The sequence below is a fragment of the Streptomyces zaomyceticus genome (assembly GCF_014656215.1).
Lineage (GTDB): Bacteria > Actinomycetota > Actinomycetes > Streptomycetales > Streptomycetaceae > Streptomyces > Streptomyces zaomyceticus.
In genome coordinates this window covers 17,710-39,968 of record NZ_BNBZ01000043.1, presented here as the reverse complement: position 1 = coordinate 39,968, position 22,259 = coordinate 17,710, and the positions used below count along the sequence as shown (strand labels likewise).

The 22,259-nt window shown below is 71.3% G+C and carries 20 protein-coding genes; 5 read left to right on the top strand and 15 right to left on the bottom strand.

Annotation, left to right across the window (positions count from 1 at the left end; all coding sequences use genetic code 11):
- Window positions 1-10 precede the first annotated feature (10 nt).
- Together IE311_RS33705 and IE311_RS33700 are read right to left on the bottom strand one after the other, a co-directional pair.
- A complete protein-coding gene (locus tag IE311_RS33705) occupies window positions 11-1,822 on the bottom strand; it encodes an ABC transporter permease/substrate binding protein (RefSeq protein WP_189835683.1) in 1,812 nt (603 codons plus the stop codon).
- Entirely contained in the window at window positions 1,815-3,011 is a 1,197-nt protein-coding gene (locus IE311_RS33700; RefSeq protein ID WP_229902336.1) for a quaternary amine ABC transporter ATP-binding protein, read from the bottom strand. The genes IE311_RS33705 and IE311_RS33700 overlap by 8 nt, the downstream gene beginning before the upstream one ends.
- Before the next feature lie 340 nt (window positions 3,012-3,351).
- Here IE311_RS33700 and IE311_RS33695 point away from each other — a divergent pair, with 340 nt between their 5' ends.
- Both IE311_RS33695 and IE311_RS33690 read left to right on the top strand, forming a co-directional pair.
- Window positions 3,352-4,269: a 5'-3' exonuclease gene (locus IE311_RS33695; RefSeq protein WP_189835700.1), complete on the top strand. Its 918-nt coding sequence runs from the start codon at window positions 3,352-3,354 to the stop codon at window positions 4,267-4,269.
- Window positions 4,270-4,507: 238 nt separating this feature from the next.
- Window positions 4,508-5,341: a siderophore-interacting protein gene (locus IE311_RS33690; RefSeq protein WP_189835682.1), complete on the top strand. Its 834-nt coding sequence runs from the start codon at window positions 4,508-4,510 to the stop codon at window positions 5,339-5,341.
- Between the two features lie 280 nt (window positions 5,342-5,621).
- Here the strand turns inward: IE311_RS33690 and IE311_RS33685 are convergent, their stop codons facing one another.
- Window positions 5,622-6,254: a MerR family transcriptional regulator gene (locus IE311_RS33685; RefSeq protein WP_189835681.1), complete on the bottom strand. Its 633-nt coding sequence runs from the start codon at window positions 6,252-6,254 to the stop codon at window positions 5,622-5,624.
- Between the two features lie 226 nt (window positions 6,255-6,480).
- On the opposite strand from IE311_RS33685, the gene IE311_RS33680 reads away from it, so the two are divergent.
- Genes IE311_RS33680 through IE311_RS33670 form a run of 3 tightly spaced genes read left to right on the top strand, consistent with a single transcriptional unit; the run spans window position 6,481 to window position 8,808 of the window.
- Window positions 6,481-7,419 carry a hypothetical protein gene (locus tag IE311_RS33680; protein WP_189835699.1) on the top strand — a complete coding sequence of 313 codons (939 nt, stop codon included), beginning with the start codon at window positions 6,481-6,483 and terminating at the stop codon, window positions 7,417-7,419.
- Window positions 7,416-7,868: an ABA4-like family protein gene (locus tag IE311_RS33675; protein WP_189835680.1), complete on the top strand. Its 453-nt coding sequence runs from the start codon at window positions 7,416-7,418 to the stop codon at window positions 7,866-7,868. The genes IE311_RS33680 and IE311_RS33675 overlap by 4 nt, the downstream gene beginning before the upstream one ends.
- A gap of 4 nt (window positions 7,869-7,872) precedes the next feature.
- Entirely contained in the window at window positions 7,873-8,808 is a 936-nt protein-coding gene (locus IE311_RS33670) for an ADP-ribosylglycohydrolase family protein (protein ID WP_189835679.1), read from the top strand.
- 87 nt (window positions 8,809-8,895) lie between these two features.
- Here IE311_RS33670 and IE311_RS33665 read toward each other — a convergent pair whose 3' ends face one another.
- The 12 genes from IE311_RS33665 to IE311_RS33610 form a co-directional block, all read right to left on the bottom strand.
- Entirely contained in the window at window positions 8,896-10,314 is a 1,419-nt protein-coding gene (locus tag IE311_RS33665; protein WP_189835678.1) for a cytochrome P450, read from the bottom strand.
- A 182-nt stretch (window positions 10,315-10,496) separates the two neighbouring features.
- Window positions 10,497-13,325 carry a DEAD/DEAH box helicase gene (locus tag IE311_RS33660; protein ID WP_189835677.1) on the bottom strand — a complete coding sequence of 943 codons (2,829 nt, stop codon included), beginning with the start codon at window positions 13,323-13,325 and terminating at the stop codon, window positions 10,497-10,499.
- A 193-nt stretch (window positions 13,326-13,518) separates the two neighbouring features.
- Window positions 13,519-14,421 (bottom strand): twin-arginine translocase subunit TatC, encoded by a 903-nt coding sequence (gene tatC, locus IE311_RS33655; protein WP_189835698.1) that lies wholly within the window; start codon window positions 14,419-14,421, stop codon window positions 13,519-13,521.
- A gap of 105 nt (window positions 14,422-14,526) precedes the next feature.
- Window positions 14,527-14,829: a Sec-independent protein translocase subunit TatA gene (gene tatA / locus IE311_RS33650; protein ID WP_189835676.1), complete on the bottom strand. Its 303-nt coding sequence runs from the start codon at window positions 14,827-14,829 to the stop codon at window positions 14,527-14,529.
- 186 nt (window positions 14,830-15,015) lie between these two features.
- Window positions 15,016-15,213, bottom strand: a complete 198-nt coding sequence (locus IE311_RS33645) for a hypothetical protein (RefSeq protein ID WP_189835675.1) — start codon at window positions 15,211-15,213, stop codon at window positions 15,016-15,018.
- Between the two features lie 152 nt (window positions 15,214-15,365).
- On the bottom strand, window positions 15,366-15,629 hold the full coding sequence (locus tag IE311_RS33640) for a CpXC domain-containing protein (protein ID WP_055598400.1): 264 nt from the start codon (window positions 15,627-15,629) through the stop codon (window positions 15,366-15,368).
- A 195-nt stretch (window positions 15,630-15,824) separates the two neighbouring features.
- Complete coding sequence (locus tag IE311_RS33635) at window positions 15,825-16,775, bottom strand: helix-turn-helix transcriptional regulator (protein ID WP_189835674.1); 951 nt, start codon at window positions 16,773-16,775, stop codon at window positions 15,825-15,827.
- Between the two features lie 16 nt (window positions 16,776-16,791).
- Window positions 16,792-17,748, bottom strand: a complete 957-nt coding sequence (locus tag IE311_RS33630) for a helix-turn-helix transcriptional regulator (protein WP_189835673.1) — start codon at window positions 17,746-17,748, stop codon at window positions 16,792-16,794.
- Between the two features lie 242 nt (window positions 17,749-17,990).
- A complete protein-coding gene (locus tag IE311_RS33625) occupies window positions 17,991-18,371 on the bottom strand; it encodes an FKBP-type peptidyl-prolyl cis-trans isomerase (protein WP_189835672.1) in 381 nt (126 codons plus the stop codon).
- A 43-nt stretch (window positions 18,372-18,414) separates the two neighbouring features.
- Window positions 18,415-19,353: an FKBP-type peptidyl-prolyl cis-trans isomerase gene (locus tag IE311_RS33620; RefSeq protein ID WP_189835671.1), complete on the bottom strand. Its 939-nt coding sequence runs from the start codon at window positions 19,351-19,353 to the stop codon at window positions 18,415-18,417.
- Between the two features lie 117 nt (window positions 19,354-19,470).
- Complete coding sequence (gene pafA, locus IE311_RS33615) at window positions 19,471-20,832, bottom strand: Pup--protein ligase (protein ID WP_055644453.1); 1,362 nt, start codon at window positions 20,830-20,832, stop codon at window positions 19,471-19,473.
- A 69-nt stretch (window positions 20,833-20,901) separates the two neighbouring features.
- Window positions 20,902-22,182, bottom strand: coding sequence for an MFS transporter (locus tag IE311_RS33610; protein WP_189835670.1), 1,281 nt, complete (start codon window positions 22,180-22,182; stop codon window positions 20,902-20,904).
- Window positions 22,183-22,259: the final 77 nt, after the last annotated feature.

The following is a 22,259-nucleotide window of genomic DNA, read 5'->3' as shown; positions in this document are numbered from 1 at the left end:
TCCTGCGGAACTACTGCGGGGCGAGCTTGTCGGCGAGGCCGGGATTGCTGTCCAGCCAGGTACGGACCGCCTGCTGCTCCTTGCCCTTGCCGGTCTTCTGGATCACGGCTTCGAGGTCGGTGAGCTGCTTCTCGGTCAGCTCGAAGTTCTTCAGCCAGGTGCCGACCTCGGGGTTCTCCCCGGCGAAACCCTTACGGGCGAGGGTGTGGACGCCGTCGCCCTTGCCCCAGGAGCCCTTCGGGTCGTCGAGCTTCTTCAGGTCGTGGGCCGCGTAGGCCCAGTGCGGCGACCAGAGGGTGACGACGACCGGTTCCTTGCGCTCGTACGCGCGCTTCAGCTCGGCGAGCATGCCGGGCGTGGAACCGTCGACGACCTCGTACTCGCCCTCCAGGCCGTACTCCTTGAGGACCTTGTCCTTGAGGATGCCCATCATTCCGGCGCTGGGCTCGATGCCGACGATCCGGCCCTTGAACTGTCCCGCCTTGCCCTTGAGGTCGGCGAGGGAGTCGACGCCCTTCACGTACGAGGGAACGGAGAGCTCCAGGGAGGTGGGGCCGTACCAGGAGCCGAGGTCCTCCAGCTTGTTCCGGTACTTCTCCCAGTACTGGGCGTGGGTGACGGGGAGCCAGGCGTCGGTCTGGAAGTCGAGCTGGCCGCCGGCCAGGCCCGTGTAGAGGGCGCCTGCCTCCAGCTGCTTGGTGTCGACCTCGTAACCCCGGCGTTCGAGCAGTTCCTTCCACAGGTACGTGGAGGCGATGCCCTCGTCCCAGGGGATGTAGCCGATGCTGATCTTCTTGCCGTTGCCGCCCTTCGCCCCCGAGGCGGTCGCGGAGCCCGCGCCGCCGGAACCGAGGAGGCCCGAACCGCCGGCGACGAGAGCCAGGACGACCACACCGACGAGAGCCGTGACCGGCTGCGGGCGATGGGCCCAGAGCTTCGCCCCGGGCCGCTTCGCGCTCAGCGCCGCGCGGGCCTTGGCGGCGGCGCGGCGGCCCAGCGGGGAGACCTGACGGCCGAGGGCGCCGGTCATCCGGTCCAGGTACATGGCGAGGACGACGATGGACACACCGGCCTCGAAGCCGAGGCCGATGTCGACGTTGCCGATGGCGCGGTAGACCGCCCCGCCGAGCCCGCCGCCGCCGACCATGCCGGCGATGACGACCATGGACAGGCCCAGCATGATGACCTGGTTGACGCCCGCCATGATCGTCGGCAGGGCCAGCGGGAGCTGCACACGCAGCAGGGTGTTGCGCGGGGTGGTGCCGAAGGCCTCGGCGGCCTCGACGAGTTCACCGTCGACCTGACGGATGCCCAGCTCGGTCATGCGCACGCCCGGGGGCAGCGCGAAGACGATCGTGGCGATGATGCCGGGGACGACACCGACGCCGAAGAAGATGATGCCGGGGATGAGATAGACCATCGCCGGCATGGTCTGCATGAAGTCGAGGACCGGCCGCAGAACGGCACTGACGGTCTTCGAGCGGGCCGCCCAGATGCCGAGCGGTACGGCGATCACCAGCGTCACCAGGGTGGCGACGAGGACGAGGGACAGCGTCGCCATCGCCTCGTCCCACAGCTGGACCGCGTCGACGAGCGCGAACCCGGCGAAGGCCATGACACCGGCGGCGAGACCGCGCAGCCACCAGGCGACGACGGCGAGGATGCCGGCGAAGAGCAGCGGCTGGGGTGCGGAAAGGACGGTGTCGATGCCGTCGTAGAGGCCGGTGACACCGGTGCTGACGGCGTCGAAGAGCCAGGAGAACTGGGCCTGGAGCCAGTCGACGGAGCTGTCGACCCACTCACCGAGGGGAAGCCTAGGCACGGGCGGTCACCTCCTCGGCGTCCTTGGCGGCCGGCACGGCTCGGGGCTCCCCCGGGGGCTCGGGAGCCTGCGGGGCGGCCGGAGGCCGGGGGGCGGGCGGGAGCTTCGGGGCCTTCGCCGCGGCGTAGCCCGCTTCCGGCGCGAGGTCCGCTTCCGTCGCGCCGAGTCCGCCCATGACGGCGAGGAGGCGTTCGGTCGGTACGACGCCGAGGACGGCGCCGTCGGAGTCCGCGACGGTCACCGGGTGCGGGGCGCGGGCGGCGACGGCGCACAGGTCGGCGACGAGCGTGTCCGGCCCGACGGCCTCGCAGGCACAGTCGGCGGGGCAGTCGGCGGGAGTGGCGCCCTCCGCCATGACGGCGGACGCGGTGAGCACCCGGGAGCGGTCGACGTCCTGGATGAAGGAGGCGACGTAGTCGTCGGCGGGGCGGACGAGGATGTCCTCGGCGGTGCCCAGCTGCACGATCCGGCCGTCGCGCATGACGGCGATCCGGTCGCCGAGGCGCATGGCCTCGTTGAGGTCGTGGGTGATGAAGACGATCGTCTTCTTCAGCCGCTGCTGGAGGACGAGGAGCTGGTCCTGCATGTCACGGCGGATGAGCGGGTCGAGCGCGCTGAAGGACTCGTCCATGAGGAGCAGGTCGGCGTCGGTGGCGAGGGCGCGGGCCAGACCGACGCGCTGCTGCATGCCGCCGGAGAGCTCGTCGGGCCAGGACTTCTCCCAGCCGGCGAGTCCGCACAGTTCGAGGGCCTCGGCGGCCCGGGTCTCGCGCTCGGCGCGCGGGACACCCTGGACCTCCAGGCCGTAGCCGGCGTTCTCCAGGACGTTTCGGTGCGGGAAGAGCGCGAAGTGCTGGAAGACCATGCTGATCTTGGTGGAGCGGACGGCGCGCAGATCGCGGGGGGAGAGCGCGGTGAGGTCACGGCCGTCGAAGAGGACGCGGCCGGCGGTGGGCTCCAGGAGGCCGTTGAGCATGCGCAGGAGGGTGGACTTGCCGGACCCGGAGAGCCCCATCACGACGAAGATCTGGCCGGGCTCGACGGTGAAACCGGCGTCCACGACGGCTGCTGTCGTCCCCTCGGCGCGCAGCTCCTCGCGGTCGGTGTCGCCGACGGCGAGCCTGCGGACGGCTTCGTCGGGTCGTCTGCCGAACACCTTGTACAGGTGGTCCGCCTGAAGCCTGGACACATACACCTCACGGGTAGCAACGAAGAACGGCCCCACCACCCCCGCGCGGCCGGGCCGTGGAGCGGGCGGGATCGGCCCGCGGACCCGTCGCGCACGGGGATTCCTTTCGTCGAATCCCGTACCGGGCTCCGCTCCGGGCTCGCGCCTGCCCGGCTTCGCAGGGTGCAAACGCAAAGGTGACGGGGGTCACGTGAGGCGGCCGGTTTCCGGCCGGGCGAGGCGGTCGCGGGGTGTCGCGTCGGGGGGCGACACGGCACCCCGTAACACCGGCGTGTGGGCCCGGCCTCGGCCTCCCGGTGGCGAACCGCGCCATAAAATAGGGGAGGTGACTCGACGCCTGATGCTCCTCGACACCGCCAGCCTCTACTTCCGCGCCTACTTCGGCGTACCGGACTCCGTCCGGGCCCCCGACGGCTCGCCCGTGAACGCCGTACGCGGGCTGCTCGACTTCATCACCCGGCTCGTACAGGACCACCGGCCCGACGATCTCGTCGCGTGCTGGGACAACGACTGGCGTCCGCAGTGGCGGGTGGACCTGATCCCCTCGTACAAGGCACACCGCGTGGCCGTCGAGACGGAGGCCGGCCCGGACGAGGAGGAGATCCCGGACACGCTGTCCCCGCAGGTGCCGGTGATCGAGGAGGTCCTGGCGGCGCTCGGCATCGCCCGGATCGGGGCCGACGGATACGAGGCGGACGACGTGATCGGGACGCTCGCGGGACACGCGTCCGGCCCCGTGGACATCGTCACGGGCGACCGCGACCTGTTCCAGCTGGTGGACGACGCGCGGGGCGTACGGGTCCTGTACCCGCGCAAGGGCGTCGGCGACTGCGACCTGGTGGACGCGGAACTGATCCTGACGAAGTACGGGGTGCGACCCGACCGGTACGCGGACTTCGCGGCCCTGCGGGGGGACGCCAGCGACGGCCTCCCCGGCGTGAAGGGCATCGGCGAGAAGACGGCGGCGCAGCTGATCACGGAGTACGGGGACCTGGCGGGCGTACGGGCGGCGGCCGAGGACCGGACGTCGAAGCTCACCCCGGCCAAGCGGCGCGGGATCGTGGAGGCGGCCGCGTATCTGGACGTCGCTCCGACGGTGGTGCGCGTCGCCGGGGACGTACCCCTGCCGGAGTTCGACGCGACCCTGCCGGCCACCCCCCGCGACCCGGCGGCACTCGACGCCCTGGTGAAGCGCTGGGGCCTCGGCGGCGCGGTGGGGCGTCTGCTCCCGGTGCTGGAACGCCGAGAGGGCGCGTAGGCCCGCGGGGGGGCGGATGGCCGGCGGCGAGCCGGGGGGCGGGGCGAGCCGGGGCGCGGGCCGGGGGGCAGGGCGGAGCCGGGGGGCGGCCCGGGAGCCGGGCCGGGGGCGGCCGCAGGCGGCCCGGCCGTCCGCCCCCGGGCGACGAGAACAGGCCACGCTGGGTCGATCGCGGCTCGGGATGCTAGCTTAGGCATACCTAAGTACGTCGAGTTACGTCGAGTCAGGAGAGACCCTCGTGGCGGACCAGCCCCGCAAGGCACCGAAGGCCACCGAAGCGCGCGTGGTGCGCACCGAGCGGATCACCCCGCACATGGTGCGGGTCGTCCTGAGCGGATCCGGCCTCGACGCCTTCGAGGTGGGCACCTACACCGACCACTACGTGAAGCTCCTCTTCGCCCCCGAGGGCGTCGCCTACCCGGAGCCGTTCGACATGGACCGGATCCGGGAGGAGTTCCCCCGGGAGCAGTGGCCGACGACCCGGACGTACACCGTGCGGGCCTGGGACCCGGTCCACCGCGAACTGACCATCGACTTCGTCGTCCACGGCGACGAGGGCCTCGCGGGCCCGTGGGCGGCACGCGCCACGGCCGGCGACACGATCCGTTTCCTCGGCCCCGGCGGCGGCTACACGCCGGACCCGGCGGCGGACTGGCACCTGCTCGCGGGCGACGAGAGCGCCCTGCCGGCCATCGCGGTGGCCCTGGAGCGGCTGCCCGCCGGTGCGCGGGTGCACGCGTTCGTGGAGATCTCGGACGCCGCCGAGGAGCAGAAGTTCGCGACGGCGGACGGCATCCACGTCACCTGGCTGCACCGGGGCGACCGGCCGGCGGGCGAGGCCGTCGTCGAGGCCGTGCAGACCCTGGACTTCCCGGCGGGCGACGTCCACGCCTTCGTCCACGGCGAGGCGGGCTTCGTGAAGGAGCTCCGCCGCCATCTGCGGCTGGACCGCGAGGTGCCGCGCGAGCGCCTGTCGATCTCGGGCTACTGGCGTCTGGGGAAGTCGGACGAGGCGTGGCGCGCGATCAAGCGCGAGTGGAACGACCAGGTGGAGCGCGAGCAGGAGAACTGAGGCACCGGGCCCGGGGGCACACCCCCGGGCCCCCTTCCGCGGGGCCGCCCCTCCCCGCCGGAGCACCACCACTTCCCCGCCGGGGCTCAGCCACCGCGCCCGCCAGGGGCTCCCGTCGGGGCTCCGCAGCCACGGCCGCCAGGGGTCTCCCCTCACGGCTCCGGAGCCGCGGCCGCCAGGGCCCCAGGCCCCCGAGCCACGGCCGCAAGAGCCTCCCCTCAGAGGTTCGCGCCCTCCCCCGTCAGGGCTCCACCCCTTCTTCCCGAGCCCTGCCCCTCCGCTACGTCGCCTCGCCGAACATGCGGTCCGAGGCGTCCGTCTGGGCCAGGCGCCGCAGCGCCGAGAAGATCGCGTCGCCGACGACCGTGCCGACGACCACGCTCTCCACGAGCTGCTCGCGCGCCACGTTGTGCGCCACGTATCCCAGATCGGCCCGCGCCACCGCCTCCGCCGCGTCCGCGTAGGCGCCGAGGACCTCGGTGAACGCCCCGTGACCGGCCTCTTCGAGAGCCGCGAGGGCCACCGCCAGCGCCTCCGCGGCCGGACTGCCCGGATTCGCGCGCCAGCCACGTGAGGTGATCAGCGCGGCGACCTGCTTCCGCGCCTCCTCGATCCCGTCACCCGGCTCCCGGCCGTAGCTCGGCACCAGTCCGCCGGCCACCGTGCCCAGCAGCTTGTGCACCGACCGCTCGGGGTCGTCCACCGCCACGATCACCTCACGGATGCTCGCGACCGACAGACCGCCCACGTCGAGGAGCGCCCGGACGAGGCGGAGGCGCTGGACATGCGCCTCCCCGTACGAGGCCTGGTTCGGGCTCGTCAGTTCTCCGGCCGGGAGCAGTCCTTCCCGTACATAGAACTTGATCGTCGGCACGGACACCCCGGTCCTGCGACTCAACTCTCCGATGCGCAAAGCGTGTTCACCTTCCTGGTCCTGCTTCGGCCTTGCCGAACGACACCCCCATCATAGATAGTGGCGCTATCAGATAGTGGAGAGTCCCACTATCCATACTTTCCACGGGGGGATCCGTATGTCCGCACTGAAACCACCCGGTGACCCGCTCGGTGACCCACTCGGTCATTCGGGCACCCGGCCGGCCGACCGGCTCCACCGGCCACTGCTCTGGTTCGCCACCTCCATGGGCGCTCTCGCCCTGGTCTCCGCCGTCGGCATCCTCACCGACGACCGGGTCCTGGTCGGCGTGCCGATCTGGACCAAGCCCTTCAAGTTCTCGGTCTCGTTCGTCGCGTACGCCCTGTCGCTGGCCTGGATGCTCTCGTTACTGCCGCGAGGCCGCCGCGTCGGCTGGTGGGCCGGAACCGTGGTCACCGTCGCCAGTGCCGGCGAAATGATCCTCATCGTCCTCCAGGTGATCCGCGGCAAGCAGAGCCACTTCAACCAGGCGACCCCCTTCGACAACGCCGTCTTCCAGATCATGGGCGGCACGGTCGTCGTGCTCTGGCTGGGCGCCCTGGTCATCGCCGTCCTCCTGCTGCGCGCCCGTATCCTCGACCGGGCCATGGCCTGGGCCGTCCGGCTGTCCTCGCTGATCGCCCTCGCGGGCGCCGCCGTGGGCTTCCAGATGGTCCCTCCGACCCCCGAACAACTGGCGGTCGACAACCCGCCGATCGCGGGCGCCCACGCCGTCGGGGTACCGGACGGCGGCCCGTCGATGCCACTGACCGGCTGGGCAAGCAACGGCGGCGACCTGCGCATCCCTCACTTCTTCGGCATGCACGCACTCCAACTGCTCCCGCTGCTGCTCCTTGTCATGGCCTCCCTCGCCCCGCGCTTCGCGCGATTCGCGGACGAACGGGTACGCCTCCGGCTCACCCTCACCGCCTCGGCCGCCTATGCCGCGACCTTCGTCCTGCTGACCTGGCAGGCACTGCGCGGCCAGGCCCTGCTCGCCCCGGACGGAGCGACGCTGGCCGGCGCGGGGGCGATCGTGCTGCTCGGCGGCGCGGCCGCGGCGCTCTCCCTCCGGGGGGCCTCCCCCTCCCCCTCCCCCTCCCCCTCCCCCTCCCCTCCCTCCCCCGCCCCCACGGCTCCCCCCTCCGAGGAGCTCACGTCATGACGGGATTCCTCTTCGAGCTGGCGTTCTTCCTGGCAGCGCCCGTCTGGCTGCTGATGATCTTCGCGCCGGCCTGGCGGTTCACCGAACGCGTCGCGGCCTCACCCCTGACCGTGCTGCCGCTCCTGGCCCTGTGGGCCGTCCTGGCCGCGCCGGTCCTGCCCGAGCTCTGGACCGCGGTCAGCAGCCCCGACATCGACACCTTCCGCGAGCTGGTGCGGCTCCCGAACGGAGCCGGGGCGATCTGGGCCCAGATCCTCGCCTGGGACCTGCTGTTGGGCCAGTGGATGTACCGAGAGGCCCGTCGCCTCTCCGTGTCACCCCTTCTGATGGCTCCTCTGCTCCTCCTGACGATCCTTCTCTCCCCCATCGGGCTGCCCCTGTTCCTGGTGGTCCGTGCGGTCCGGACATCCCGGGCGCCGGCACGGCCGCATGAGCCGGCTCTACGCTGACCGGATGCCAGACATCGACCGGTCCGTGGGCGCCGTCCTCGGCTCAGCCGCGGGCGACGCACTGGGCGCCCCCTTCGAGTTCGGGCTTCCGGGAGCGTTCCGGGAGCGCTTCCCCGACGGAGTCGGGGAGCTGTGCGGAGGCGGCGGCTGGGATCCGGGCGAGGCGACGGACGACACCCAGATGGCCGTCCTGGTCGGGGAATCGCTCCTCGAACGGGGCGGCGTCGACCTGCCGGACCTCTTCGACCGCTTCCGTCGCTGGGCGGCGGCCGACCCCAAGGACATCGGTCTCCAGACCGAGCAGGTCCTGCTCGGCGGTGACCCCTGGGACCTGGCCGCCGCACTGCACTTCCAGGTCAACGGCCGGGCCGCGGGAAACGGTTCGCTGATGCGCGCCTCCACCTCCGCCGTGTACTTCGCCGCCCGGGGACGGGTGGAGACGATGGACGCCGCCCGCCGGATCAGCGGCCTCACCCACGGCGACGGCGCGGCCTGGGAGGGTACGGCGATCCTCCACGAACTGATCCGGGTCGCGCTTCTCGGCGAGGATCCGGTCGCCGCCGTGCCCGCGACGCTCGCCGAGGTCGACGCGGCGCACCGGGAGCGCTGGTCGACGGTCCTCGCGCCCGGCTGGCATCCGGACGATGCGACCGAGTTCAACGGTGCGGTCTGGCCCTGTCTCGGTTCGGCGGTCTGGGCGCTGCGCACCACCGGTTCCTTCGAGGAGGCCCTCGCCGCGGCCGTGGACCTGGGCGGGGACACGGACACCGTGGCGGCCGTGACGGGCATGCTCGCGGGCGCCGTGTACGGGGCGGGGGCGGTCCCGCCCCGTTGGACGTCCTCCTTGCATGTCCCACTGCCGGGATTCGGCGACCGGGTCCTGCGCGCCGACGATCTCAGGGAGTTGGCGACGGCTTTGGCTTCGGGACCGGCTGCCTGATCCCTGGCGCGGCCTCCCGGCACACGGCCGCGCCTTCCCCGCTTTCGGGGCTTCGCCCGCGCGGTCCGCAGTCTCTTGGCCCGGCCCTCAGCCCCTCGCGCGGACCGTGGCCAGGACGTCGCGGTCCGGTTGGAGGGTGAGGCTCGGGACGGGGAGGATCTCGTCGGTGGTGAGGTCGAGGTGGTAGCGGCGGGCGAGGACCGCGAGGATCAGGACGGCCTCCACGAGGGCGAAGCGGGTGCCGAGGCAGACGCGGGGGCCGCCGCCGAAGGGGAACCAGGCGTATTCGGGTATGTCCTCGGCGGGTTCGCCGTCCCGCGCGATCCAGCGTTCGGGTCGGAAGGCTTCGGCGTCGCCGTACCAGCGGGGGTCGCGGTGGGTGGCCCATTGGCTGGACCAGACGCGGGTGCCGGCGGGGACGGCCGTGCCGCCGAGGGTGGCACCTTCCTTGGCGAGGCCGGTGATCAGCCAGATCGTGGGGTAGAGGCGCAGGGTCTCCTTGATGACGGCCTGGGTGTAGGTGAGAGAGGCGTAGTCGTCGTAGCCGGGCTCGTGGTCGGCGAGGACGCGGTCGAGCTCCTCCGTGAGGGCGTCGCGGACCCGGTGGTTGCGGGAGAGCAGGTACCAGGCCCAGACGAGTGTGGAGCTCGTGGTCTCGTGGCCGCCGATGTAGAGGGTGACGGTCTCGTCGCGTATCTCCTGGTCGGAGAGGGGGGCGCCGGTCTCGTCCCGGGCGGCGAGGAGGCGGCTGAGGAGGTCGGGGCGTTCGGTGTCGCCGTCTCGGTGGCGGGAGACGACGCGGGAGACCTCGGCGTCGATGACGGCGGTGGCGCGCTTGATGCGGGTGCGTCCGGGGGTGGGCAGCCAGTCGGGCAGGACGGCTCCGATGCCGCTGAACTCGGCGCCGATCTCCTTCTGGGCGACGTCCATCGCCCGGCCGATCGCTTCGGCGTCAGCGGCGGTGTCGACTCCGAAGATGGTGCGGACCGCGACGAGTTGGGTGAGGGCGGCCATCTCCTTCTTGATGTCGATGGCTTGTCCGTCGGTCCACCGGTCGGCGAGGGCGACGGCGCATTCGCTCATGGTCGCCGCGTAGGAGCGGACCTGCTTCGGCCGGACGGAGGGCTGTACCAGGGAGCGCTTGCGGCGCCAGTCGGCTCCCTTGGAGACGATGACGCCGTTGCCGAGGAGGGTGCGGAAGGCGATGCCGAGGTCGGGTTGGTCGAAGGTGCGCTCGACCTCGGTGAGGAGTTCGCCGACGGTGTCGGGGTGGGCGATGAAGAGGGAGGGTTTGCGGCCGAAGCGCCAGCGGACGATGTCGCCGCGGTCCCTGAGCTGTTCGAAGAAGGCGAGGGGGTTCTTGCCGAAGGCGGGGAGGCTGCCGAGGAGGGGCACGCCTCGTGGCCCTTCGACGACGACCGGAGCCGCCGGAGCCGCTGCCCGCGGCTCTGTGGGCTGCTCCTCGCCGTGCGTCCCGGCGTGCGGATGACCGGCTTGCGTGGTCATGGACGTCCCCTCCCCAACTGGCCTTCCCTGCTTGTGAGTCCATGCAATCGGAAGGGCCCGGCCGGCGCCACCCCTGTGGACGACGACCTGTGGACAACGCCAAGCGGAACGTACGAAATGGCCGGGTGCCCGTGGCGATCACGCCACGGGCACCCGGTCCGGTACGGGGAGAGGGAGGGCCGTCAGCCCACCGAGCTGTAGGCGACGACGCCCCTCAGGAGGGCGTCCACGGCCTTGCGGGCGTTCTTGGCGACGGTGCTGTTCTCCTTGGGCGCGGCCGCCGAGATCTGTCCGAGGACGTCGATGACCTGCTTGCACCAGCGGACGAAGTCTCCGGCGGGCATCTCGGCCTCGCGCAGCACCTCGTCGAGGCTCTTGTCGGAGGCCCACTGGTAGGCGGCCCAGGCGAAGCCGAGGTCGGGTTCGCGCTGGCCGACACCTTCGGCCTGGTTGATCTTGAATTCCTCTTCGAGGGCGTCGAGCCTGCCCCAGATCCTGACCATCTCGCCGAGTGCGGCCTTGGCGTTGCCGGTGGGCAGCTTGGGCGCGACGGCGTCGTCGGACTGACGCGCCTCGAACACCAACGCGGAGACGCAGGCGGCCAGTTCGGCCGGGGTGAGGCCTTCCCAGACGCGGTCGCGGAGGCATTCGCTGGCCAGCAGGTCGAGTTCGCCGTAGAGGCGGGCGAGTCGCTTGCCGTTCTCCGTGACCTCGTTGCCGCGGAGGTAGTCGAGCTCGGTGAGGAGCGCGACGATCCGGTCGAAGGTGCGGGCGATGGTGTTGGTGCGGCCTTCGATGCGCCGTTCCAGCTGCTGGGTGTCGCGCTGGAGTCGGTGGTAGCGCTCGGCCCAGCGGGCGTGGTCCTCGCGCTCGTCGCAGCCGTGGCAGGGGTGGGCGCGGATCTCGGTGCGCAGCCTGGCGATCTGGCGGTCGTCGGCGGCCGCGGCGCGCTGCTTGTGGTGGCGCTCGGGGTGGATGTGTCCGGCCTTGCTCCGGAGTGCGGAGGCGAGGTCGCGGCGGGACTGCGGGGAGCGCGGGTTGAAGGACTTGGGGATCCTCATGCGCTCCAGTGCCTCGACCGGGACGGGGAAGTCGATGGAGGCGAGCCTCTTGACCTGTCGTTCGGCGGTGAGGACGAGGGGGCGGGGGCCGTCGTGGTGCTCGAAGCCGCGGTGCCCGTTGGTGCGGCCTGCCGGGATGCCGGGGTCGAGGACGAGGGCGAGTCCGGCGAACTTGCCGGTGGGCACGTGGATGATGTCGCCGGGCTTGAGCTTCTCCAGGGAGCCGGCTGCCTGGGCGCGGCGCTGGGCGGCGCCCTGCCGGGCCAGTTCCGTCTCGCGGTCCTTGAGGTCGCGGCGGAGCCGCGCGTACTCCTCGAAGTCTCCGAGGTGGCAGGTCATGCCCTCGCGGTAGCCCTGGATCCCTTCCTCGTTCTTCTGCACCTGCCGGGAGATGCCGACGACGGAGCGGTCGGCCTGGAACTGGGCGAAGGAGGTTTCGAGGAGTTCGCGGGAGCGGTGTCGGCCGAACTGGTCGACGAGGTTGACCGCCATGTTGTACGAGGGCTTGAAGCTGGAGCGCAGGGGGTAGGTGCGGGTGCCCGCGAGGCCGGCGAGGTGCTCGGGGTCGAGGCCGCGCTGCCAGAGGACGACGGCGTGGCCCTCGACGTCGATGCCGCGGCGGCCGGCGCGGCCGGTGAGCTGGGTGTATTCGCCGGGGGTGATGTCGGCGTGCTGCTCGCCGTTCCACTTGACGAGCTTTTCGAGGATGACGGTGCGCGCGGGCATGTTGATGCCGAGGGCGAGCGTCTCGGTGGCGAAGACGGCCTTGACGAGGCCTCGGACGAAGAGGTCCTCGACGACTTCCTTGAAGGTGGGGAGCATGCCGGCGTGGTGGGCGGCGATGCCCCGCTCCAGTGCTTCGAGCCATTCGTAGTAGCCGAGGACGTGGAGGTCCTCGTCGGGGATGGCGGCGGTGCGCTCCTCGACGATCTCGCGGACGCGTCGGCGTCCCTCGTCGTCGTTGAGGCGGAGTCCCGCGTAGAGGCACTGCTGTACGGCGGCTTCGCAGCCGGCGCGGCTGAAGATGAAGGTGATGGCGGGCAGGAGCCCTTCGGCGTCGAGGCGCTCGATGACCTCGGGGCGGCCGGGGGTCCAGATGCGGGAGCGCTGGCGGCGCTCGCGCTCGCGGTCGGCCTCGCGGACCATCTTGCCGCGGCGCCGGTCGCGGGGGTTGTACGTGCGCGTGTTCTCGGTGCGGGCGAGGCGGAGGAGGTCCGGGTTGAGCTCGCGGCGGGAGGCGCCGCGGCCGCCGTGGTCGGTCTCCTCCTCGAAGAGGTCGTACATCCGGCGTCCGGCGAGGACGTGCTGCCAGAGGGGTACGGGGCGGCTCTCGGAGACGATGACCTCGGTGTCGCCGCGGACGGTGTCGAGCCAGTCGCCGAACTCCTCGGCGTTGGACACGGTCGCGGAGAGTGAGACCAGGGTGACCGACTCGGGGAGGTGGATGATCACTTCCTCCCAGACGGCGCCGCGGAAGCGGTCGGAGAGGTAGTGGACCTCGTCCATGACCACGTATCCGAGGCCGGAGAGGGTCTGGGAGCCCGCGTACAGCATGTTGCGGAGGACTTCGGTGGTCATGACCACGATCGGCGCATCGCCGTTGACGCTGTTGTCACCGGTGAGCAGGCCGACCTTGTCGGCGCCGTACCGCTTGACGAGGTCGGCGTACTTCTGGTTCGACAGTGCCTTGATCGGCGTCGTGTAGAAGCACTTGCGGCCCTGGCTGAGGGCGAGGTGGACGGCGAACTCGCCGACGATGGTCTTGCCGGAGCCCGTGGGCGCGGCGACGAGCACGCCCTTGCCCGCTTCGAGCGCCTTGCACGCCTCGATCTGGAAGGGGTCCAGACCGAACTCGTACATCTCGCGGAAGGGGGCCAGCGCGGTGGCCTGCTCGGCGTTGCGGGCAAGTGCGGCCGCGTACGCCTGGGCTGGTGTGAGGTCCTCTGTCATCTTGTTGTCGAGCCTACCCGCCACCTGTGACAGTGACGCGATCTTTATCGAGGGGATGTGGAGGGCCTCGCTCCGGCTCCTCGGGAACGGAGCGGGGACGGCCCGGGAACGGAGGGGGAACGCTCCGGGAACGGCGTCGAGGGCCCCCCGGAAGTGGTCCGGGGGGCCCTCGGCGGCCTGGTTCGCCTGTGGATCAGGTGATGTCGTCGTAGCCGTTCACCCGGTGCGCGGCGGTACCGCCGGGCTCTCCGGTGGCCTGTTCGGGCAGGGCGCGGGAGGCGCCGACCGGTTCGACGGATCCGACGGCCTCGGGGGTGAGGTCGAGCGCGGAGGCTTCGTCGTCGTCGAGTGCGGCGTCGGGGTTGTTGCGGTTGCGTCGCCGGTCGTTGAGGAGGGAGAAGCCGACGGCCCCGAAGTACAGGACGGTGATGGGTCCGGCGAGGGCGATCATGCCGACGGGGTCGGTGGTCGGGGTGATGACGGCGCCGAAGACGAAGACACCCATGATCACGCCGCGCCACCAGCCGGCCATGCGGCGGCCGGTGAGGACACCGGTCAGGTTGAGCATCACCAGGACGAGCGGCAGCTCGAAGGCGAGGCCGAAGACGAGCACCATGCGGAGGGTGAAGTCGAGGACGTCGCCGAGCGAGAGGATGTTCGCGGAGCCCTCGGGCGTGAGGCTGATGAGGACCTTCACGCTGATGGGGAGGATCAGGTACGCGAGGTAGGCACCGGCGGAGAAGAGCGGTACGGCGGCGCCGACGAAGGCGTACGTGTACTTCTTCTCGCTCTTGTGCAGTCCGGGCGCGACGAAGGCCCACAGCTGGTAGAGCCAGATGGGGCTCGCGACGACGAGGCCCGTGGTCAGCGACAGCTGGATCGTCGTGCTGAACGGGGCCATCAGCGTGTTGAAGGAGACGATCGCGCAGTTTCCGCCGTTGCTGGTGACGTTCGGGCCGCAGGTGGGGACCGACTTCGTCAGGAACTGCATCAGCTCCTCGCTGTACACGAGGGCCACGATCGTCACCGCTGCGACGGCGAGGAGACCTTTCGCCAGTCGGTTGCGGAGTTCACGCAGGTGTTCCACGAGGGGCATCCGGCCCTCGGGATCCTTCTCCTGCTTGCGGGCAGACTTGGGCAACCCACGTCCTCATCTCGTGCGGCAGGCCGCCGCCCGGTGCGGCGGCCGCGGCGGACCGGGTCAGCGCTTGGTGGTGTCCGAGGGCTCGGTCACGGGACGCGAGCTGGTCACGTCACCGGGAGCGGCCTGGATGGTGCGCGGGGCGGGCTGGTCCTGGGCGGCGGTTCCCGTGCCGGTGCCGGCGTGCGGCGGGTCGGCGGGGGCGCTCTGCTGGTCGTCGGACTTCATCGCCTTGGCCTCGCTCTTGAGGATGCGGGCGGACTTGCCGAGCGAGCGCGCCATGTCCGGAAGCTTCTTGGCACCGAACAGCAGGATGATGACGACGAGGATGAGAATGATCTCGGTGGGGCCGAGCCTACCCATAGCTGTTTACCTTCTTCACCGAGGCGACATGGAGTGCGGTGCCCGGCGGGTCGGACAGGCGTCCGGCCACCGCGCTGTCTGCGATCGTAACCCGCAGGAGTAAACGCAGGGCAATGCCCTTGCATACTCCCGATTGCGTCCCGCGAGCCCGGTTCGGGTCCACTTCGTGCAGGGTACGGCACGGACTCAGCGCAGGGAGTCGCCGGTTCGGGCCAGTCCGACGGCCGCCGTCTCGAGGTCTTCGGCGGCCTGGCTGATGCGCTGTGTGGTGTGGGCCACTTGACGGCCGAGGCGCTGGACCTCGATGAAGACCTTGACGGCGAGCACACCGAGGACGGCGATGCCGAGGAAGCCGAGAGCGATGGCGAGCATGGGCCAGAACATGCCCTGAGCCTAGACGTTGGGTGTGAGGGGCGAGCGCCGGGACGGCGGCCGGAGGGTCGGGCATCCGGACCGCCCGGCCGGGGAGGGCCGAGACCTCGGACGCCGGTCGGGCAAGGCCGAGGGCTCGGACGCCGACTGGAAGGGCCGAGGGCTCAGACGGTGGTGTGGAGGCGCAGGGTGCGGACTCCGCCGCCGGTGAGGAGTTCGACGATGCGTTCACCGGCGGGCTTGCGGACGGAGCTGCCGCACTCGGGGCAGGTGAAGGAGTAGAAGGTGGTGCGGCGGCTCGCCCCGATGGCGAGGCGCAGGGCGCTCGCGGAGAGTTCGAAGCGGGAGCGGCAGTCGGGGCAGGCGGCTTTGAAGAGGACCGGGGCCACCGTCGCCGTAAAACCGTGCATCACGGACATTTCCCTCATCTCCCGACTCCCGTGCTCATCCACCTCGTACGCCCGCCCTCGCGCTCGTACGCGCCGTACGCCACGCCCACGAGACCACCGTGCGGGCCCACTCCCCCGCGTCGACCGCGCGGACCCGCGTCCACGCGTCCACCGTGCAGGTCCGTGCCCGCCTCCGGTGTCACTTCGGCGACAAGGTCCCCCGCCCGGGGGACGTCACCCGTCGTACGCGGCCAGCGCGGCGGCGGCCGCCGTCCTGGCGTTGTCGGCGAGCTCCTGCGGCGCGACGATCCGCCCGTCGCTGCCCAGGCGCAGCGCCAGCCGGCGCAGCGAGGCGGGGTCCGGTGTGCGCAGGGTGATCCGCAGTCCGCCGTCCGGCAGCTCCTCGGCCCGGTCGTGCGGGTAGTACTCGGCGACCCAGCGCCCGCCGGGGCCGACCTCGACCACGACCTCGGGGTCGTCGGCGGAGGGCTGGACCAGGCCCGCGGAGAGGTCGCGCAGCTCCAGCTCCGGCGGCGCCGCGTGCTCGTCGAGGATGCGGATCTCGGCCACGCGGTCGAGCCGGAAGGTGCGGCGCGCCTCGGAGAGCCGGCACCACGCCTCCATATAGGTGTGGCCGACGGCGAAGAGCCGGATCGGGTCGACCTCGCGCTCGGTGAGCTCGTCGCGCGCGGGCGAGTAGTAGCGGACCCACAGGCGCCGGCGCTCGGAGATCGCCCGGTCGACCTCGGCGAAGACACCGCCCTCGGACTCGAAGGTCACCGAGAGCCGGGAGCTGGCCCCGGCGGCCTCGCCGGCCGCGGCCTCCAGCTTGGCGGTGGCACGCAGAAGTGCCTCCCGGTCGCTCTCGCGGAGCCCCGGGAGGGTGGCGACGGCGCGGGCGGCGACCAGGAGGGCGGTCGCCTCGTCGGCGGCGAGCCGCAGTGGTGCGGCGACGTCGTCGGGGTTGTGCCACCAGATCCGGTCGCCGTCGGTGTCGATGTCGAGGAGGTCGCCGCCGCGGAAGCTGGTGCCGCACATGGGCAGCACGTCCAGGTCGGAGATCAGCTCGTCCTCGGTGATCCCGAAGGCGCGGGCGACGTCGGCGACGTGGGCGCCGGGGCGCTCACGGAGATAGGTGACGAGCGAGAGCATCCGCCTCGTCTGGTCGATCGCGTTGGCAGCCATGCGGTACGTCTTCCCCTCAGCCCTTGGCCACGGCGCGCAGCCGGTCCACCACGTCGGCCCGAAGATCGGCCGGTTCCAGTACGACGACATCGGGGCCGAACTCGACGAGCCAGGCGTCGAGGCCGTGCCCGTACGGGATCTCCAGCTCGTCCCAGCCGTCGGCGCCCTCGCTCACGGACTGGGCGCGGGCCCGCAGCGGGTAGCCGCAGCCGGTGCGCAGCCTGATCCGGGCCGAGCGGGTGGCGGTCTCCCCCGCCCAGCTCTCCACGGTCTCCCGGACGGTGACGACGTCGGGCACGGGCGCGGTGAACGCGCCGGCCCGGGAGCGGACCTTGCCGGTGATCCGGGAGAGGCGGAAGACGCGCTCGGCGCCGCGGTCGCGGTCCCAGCCGGCCAGGTACCAGTGGCCGCGCCAGCATTCGAGGGTCCAGGGTTCGACCTGGCGGGGCTCGGGGCGGGCGGCGTTGGCCTTGCGGTAGTCGAAGACGACGGGCCGGCGGTCGCGGCAGGCCAGCATCAGCGGTTCGAAGGCGGCCTCGTGGACGGGGATCCGCGGTTCGAGGGCGCTGGGCTGGGTCTCGTACGAGTCCTCCGCCTCCGGCATCCCGGCGGCGCGGAGCTTCTGGAGGGCGCCGCTGGCGGCTCCGGCGAGGCGGGCCTGCTGCCAGACCTTGGCGGCGAGGCCGAGTGCGGCGGCCTCCTCGGCGTCCAGGGTGATGGGCGGCAGCCGGTTGGAGTCGCGGCGGGCGAGGTAGCCGGTCTCGCCCTCCAGGTTCTCGACGGTCTCGATGACCAGGCCGAGCTCGCGGAGGTCGTCCTTGTCGCGCTCGAACATGCGGTTGAAGGCATCGTCGCCGCTCGCTTCGAGGTAGGCCTCGATGGAGCCGCGGAGCTCCCGCTTGCTCAGCGGGCGGCGTGTCCCGAGCAGGCACAGCGCGAGATTCATCAGCCGCTCGGACTTGGCAATCGCCATCGACGCCCCGCACCCCTTCGCCGGATCCACTTCTCGGACGTCCGACCGTACCGCCCCGGGGTGTCGGGACCAAAGCCGGGACCGAAGCCCGGACCGCGGGCGAGGGCCCGCCGGGGGTGGTGGGGATCGCGGACGCGGAATCCGTCGGGGACGGCCGGGACCGCGCGGGGACCACGGCCGAGGGCCCCCGCCGGGAACGGCGGGGGCCCTCGGTGCGACCGGAACCGGTCGGGGTGCGCGGGTCAGCGCTTGGTGACGCCCACGAGGTCGCAGACGAAGATCAGCGTCTCGCCCGGGGCGATCTTGCCGCCGGCGCCGCGGTCGCCGTAGGCGAGGTGCGCGGGGATGACCAGCTGGCGGCGGCCGCCGACCTTCATGCCCTGGACGCCCTGGTCCCAGCCCTGGATGACCTGGCCGGCACCGAGGTTGAAGTCGAGCGGGGCGCCGCGGTTCCAGGAGGCGTCGAACTCCTCGCCGGAGTCGAAGGACACACCGACGTAGTGGACCTTCACGAAGTCGCCGGCTTCGGCGAGGTCGCCGTCGCCCTCCCAGATGTCCTTGATCTCCAGGTCCTTCGGCGGCTCGCCACCCGGGAAGTCGATCTCGGGCTTCTCGATGCTCACTGAACTGCTCCTCATACTGATGAACTACATGATCGGGACAGTCTTACACCTTGGTGAGGATGTCCACGGCGAACACCAGCGTGGAGTTCTTCGGAATCCCCTGCTGCTCCTTGTCGCCGAACGCCTCGGACGGCGGCGCGACGATGAGGACGCGGCTGCCGATCTTCTTGCCGACGAGACCGTCCTTGAGGCCCTTCAGCGTGAGCTGGGCGAGCGGGAAGTTCGCGGGCTTGCCGGTGGTGTACGTCGAGTCGAAGACCTTGCCGTCCTTCCAGAGGGCGGCGACGTAGTTCACGACGACCGTGTCGGTGGCCTTGACGACCTCGCCCTTGGACTCGAGCACGTAGTTCGAGACGAGCTTGGTCGGCGGGTCGACCTTGGGAACCGTCAGGCTGGGCGCCTTGCCGTCGGTGTTCGTGCCGACCTTGGGCAGGTCCTTGTTGTCCTGGGCGACCGGGGTGCCGGTGGCGGACTTCGGGATCGTGACGGCCTTCAGGATGTCCACGACGAAGACGAGGGTGGCGTTGGGCTTGATGTCGCCCTGGCCGGCCGCACCGTAGCCGAGCTCCGGCGGGATGCCGATCTCGATACGGCTGCCGACCTTCTGGCCCTCGAGTCCCTGGTCCCAGCCCTTGATGACCTGGCCGGCACCGAGGGTCAGGTCGAACGGCTGACCGCGGTCGAAGCTGTTGTCGAAGGGGGTGGTGGAGTCCCAGGCCTGACCCAGGTAGTTCACCTGGAGCGCGTCGCCCTTCTTGGTGACCGGCCCCTTGCCCTCGCTGATCACATTGACCTTGAGTTCCTTGGGCGGGTCTCCCACGCCCTTGGCCAGGGTCGGCTTCTCCCCGAACTTCTCACCCGCGGTGATGGCGGGGAGTCCGTTCTTCATCGAGGCGGAATCGGAGCCCTTGTCGTCGCTGCCGCACGCCGCTGTCGAGAGCAGCAGCAGCGGGACGACGAGAAGGCCGGCAAGTCGGCGCACGTGTTCCTCAGATCTCAGACGGCACAGTAGTTGTCCCGACACTCTAGGGGGTGCTCCTGTCACGCCGAAGGGCTCCGCACGTTTGACGTGCGGAGCCCTATGACCGGTATGACCTGCTTACATTCCGGCGATCAGCTTTTCGACCCGGTCGTCGACGGAGCGGAACGGGTCCTTGCACAACACGGTCCGCTGCGCCTGGTCGTTCAGCTTGAGGTGGACCCAGTCGACGGTGAAGTCCCGCCGCTGCTCCTGGGCGCGGCGGATGAAGTCGCCGCGGAGCCGGGCCCGAGTGGTCTGCGGGGGCACCGACTTGCCCTCGAAGATCTTCATGTCGTTGCAGATCCGGGCCGCCTGGCCGTTCTTCTGCAGCAGGTAGTAGAGCCCACGACGGCGGTGGATGTCGTGGTAGGCGAGGTCTATCTGCGCGACCCTCGGGTTCGACATGGTCATGTTGTGCTTGGCCCGGTAGCGCTCGATGAGCCGGTGCTTCATGACCCAGTCGATCTCGGTCTCGATGCGGTCGAGCCGCTCGCTCTCGATCGCGTCGAGCGTGCGGCCCCACAGCTCCAGGACCTGGGCGACCGTGCCGGACCTGATCCCGCGCCGGTCGACGAAGTCGACCGCCTTCTCGTAGTACTCGCGCTGGACTTCCAGGGCGGAGGCCTCGCGGCCGCTGGCGAGCCGGACCTTGCGCTGGCCGGTGATGTCGTGACTGACCTCACGGATGGCCCGGATGGGGTTCTCCAGGGTCAGGTCGCGCATCACCGTGCCCGCCTCGATCATGCGGAGCACGAGATCGGTGGCACCGACCTTGAGCAGCATGGTCGTCTCGGACATGTTCGAGTCGCCGACGATCACGTGCAGTCGGCGGTAGCGCTCGGCGTCGGCGTGCGGCTCGTCCCGGGTGTTGATGATGGGACGCGAGCGGGTGGTCGCGGAGCTGACGCCCTCCCAGATGTGCTCGGCACGCTGGGAGACGCAGAACACGGCGCCCCGTGGGGTCTGGAGGACCTTTCCCGCTCCGCAGATGAGCTGCCGGGTGACGAGGAACGGAATGAGGATGTCCGCGAGCCGGGAGAACTCCCCGTGGCGGGCGACGAGATAGTTCTCGTGGCAGCCGTAGGAGTTTCCGGCCGAGTCGGTGTTGTTCTTGAAGAGGTAGACGTCGCCCGCGATTCCCTCCTCGTGCAGGCGGCGTTCGGCGTCGACGAGCAGGCCCTCGAGAATGCGCTCACCGGCCTTGTCGTGGGTGACCAGTTCGGTCACGTCGTCGCATTCCGGTGTGGCGTATTCCGGATGCGATCCCACGTCCAGGTACAGGCGGGCGCCGTTCCGCAGGAAGACATTGCTGCTGCGGCCCCATGACACGACACGGCGGAAGAGGTAGCGCGCCACTTCGTCAGGAGACAGTCGGCGCTGTCCCCTGAACGTGCACGTGACGCCGTACTCGTTCTCCAGCCCGAAAATGCGGCGGTCCATGTCTGAACATTACGCCTGACGGCCTGTGCTGAAACCGGGTTGGGCGTTCCCGTTTCGATCATTTTCCGATCAGCGCGTGTTCTTTTCGCTGTGTACGGAGCCGAGGGCGCCCGTATCCACGGCGTGTCGCGCCTCGGCCACGGGGGCGCCGGGGGCGACCGGCGCGCCGAGGACACGCCCGGTGGCCAGCAGGACGAGGAAGGCGACCACGCCGCCGGCGCCGGCCACGGCGAATCCGGCGACCGTCCCGGCGAGTTCGACGGCGGGTCCGGCGGCGGCGGAGCCGAGGGCGGAGCCGACGCCGAAGGTGGTGACGAGCCAGGAGAAGGCCTCGGTCACGGTGCCGCGCGGAGCGTGCCGGTCCACGACGATGAAGGCGCAGGCGAGGACGGGGGCCAGGAAGACGCCGGCGAGGGCGGCGAGGCCCGCCATGGCGACGGGGCCGGGGGTGAGCACGAGCGGCAGGTAGCAGACCGCGAGGAGCAGGACGAGCACGCGGAGTCGCCGTTCGGGGGCTCCGGACCACTGCCGGGCGCCGTAGGTGACGCCGCCGACGAGCGCGCCGAGTCCGAGCGCGGCCATCAGCCAGCCGTAGACGGCCGGGGTGCCCCGGTCGTCGGCGTAGGCGACGGCGGCGACGGTGATGGAGCCGAGGGCGAGGCCGACGAAGAAGAACGAGCCGAGGAGGGCGAGGAGCCCCGGGGAGCGCAGGGCGCCCAGCCAGTGGGCCTCCCGGGGCGCGGAGCGCCAGGTGCGGGACGGCTCGGAGAGGACGACGGCGAGGGCTCCGAGGACGCCGAGGAGGTTGATGACGAGGAGCGCGGCGGCGGGCGACCACAGGGAGACGAGGAGGGTCAGCAGCAGGGGTCCGACGGTGAACATGACCTCCTGCGCGACCGCGTCCATGGCGTACGCGCGGTGGACCCGGTCCTCGCGGCCGAGGACGCTCGGCCACAGGGCCCGCAGCCCGCCCTCCAGGGGCGGGGTGAAGAGGCCGGCGAGGACGACGGCCGCGTAGGCGAGGCCGAGGTGGCCGATGCCGCCGAGGGCGAGCAGGGTCATGCCGAGGGCGGAGAGGACCGCTGCGGGCAGCTGGACCCTGGGCTGGCCCTTGAGGTCGACGGCGCGGCCGAGGAGGGGCTGGCCGACGGCGGTGGCGACGCCGTAGGCGGCGATGAGTCCGCCGGCGAGGGTGTAGCTGCCGCCCTGGTCGCGGACGAAGAGGGTGAGGGCGATGGGGCCGACGCCGTTGGGCAGGCGCCCCACGAGGGTGCCGGCGAGCAGCCGGGCCGCGTGCGGCGCCCGGAGTATGTCGAGATAGCCGCCGTGCGCCGGGGCCTCGGTGGCCATGTTGCTCTCCCCTCGCCTCGGACCGGTCCGAGGTTTTACGTATAACTTCCGGGGTCATACGTACCATGTCGGCGGGA

Bases quoted from the DNA above. Each gene is read 5' to 3' on its own strand.
- IE311_RS33635 (WP_189835674.1), bottom strand. From the start codon at position 16,775: ATGGCTGCCAACGCGATCGACCAGACGAGGCGGATGCTCTCGCTCGTC.
- tatC (WP_189835698.1), bottom strand. From the start codon at position 14,421: ATGCCCCTCGTGGAACACCTGCGTGAACTCCGCAACCGACTGGCGAAA.
- pafA (WP_055644453.1), bottom strand. From the start codon at position 20,832: ATGGACCGCCGCATTTTCGGGCTGGAGAACGAGTACGGCGTCACGTGC.
- IE311_RS33665 (WP_189835678.1), bottom strand. From the start codon at position 10,314: ATGACCACGCAAGCCGGTCATCCGCACGCCGGGACGCACGGCGAGGAG.
- IE311_RS33630 (WP_189835673.1), bottom strand. From the start codon at position 17,748: ATGGCGATTGCCAAGTCCGAGCGGCTGATGAATCTCGCGCTGTGCCTG.
- IE311_RS33610 (WP_189835670.1), bottom strand. From the start codon at position 22,182: ATGGCCACCGAGGCCCCGGCGCACGGCGGCTATCTCGACATACTCCGG.
- IE311_RS33670 (WP_189835679.1), top strand. From the start codon at position 7,873: ATGCCAGACATCGACCGGTCCGTGGGCGCCGTCCTCGGCTCAGCCGCG.
- tatA (WP_189835676.1), bottom strand. From the start codon at position 14,829: ATGGGTAGGCTCGGCCCCACCGAGATCATTCTCATCCTCGTCGTCATC.
- IE311_RS33680 (WP_189835699.1), top strand. From the start codon at position 6,481: ATGGGCGCTCTCGCCCTGGTCTCCGCCGTCGGCATCCTCACCGACGAC.
- IE311_RS33640 (WP_055598400.1), bottom strand. From the start codon at position 15,629: ATGAGGGAAATGTCCGTGATGCACGGTTTTACGGCGACGGTGGCCCCG.
- IE311_RS33675 (WP_189835680.1), top strand. From the start codon at position 7,416: ATGACGGGATTCCTCTTCGAGCTGGCGTTCTTCCTGGCAGCGCCCGTC.
- IE311_RS33695 (WP_189835700.1), top strand. From the start codon at position 3,352: ATGCTCCTCGACACCGCCAGCCTCTACTTCCGCGCCTACTTCGGCGTA.
- IE311_RS33660 (WP_189835677.1), bottom strand. From the start codon at position 13,325: ATGACAGAGGACCTCACACCAGCCCAGGCGTACGCGGCCGCACTTGCC.
- IE311_RS33645 (WP_189835675.1), bottom strand. From the start codon at position 15,213: ATGTTCTGGCCCATGCTCGCCATCGCTCTCGGCTTCCTCGGCATCGCC.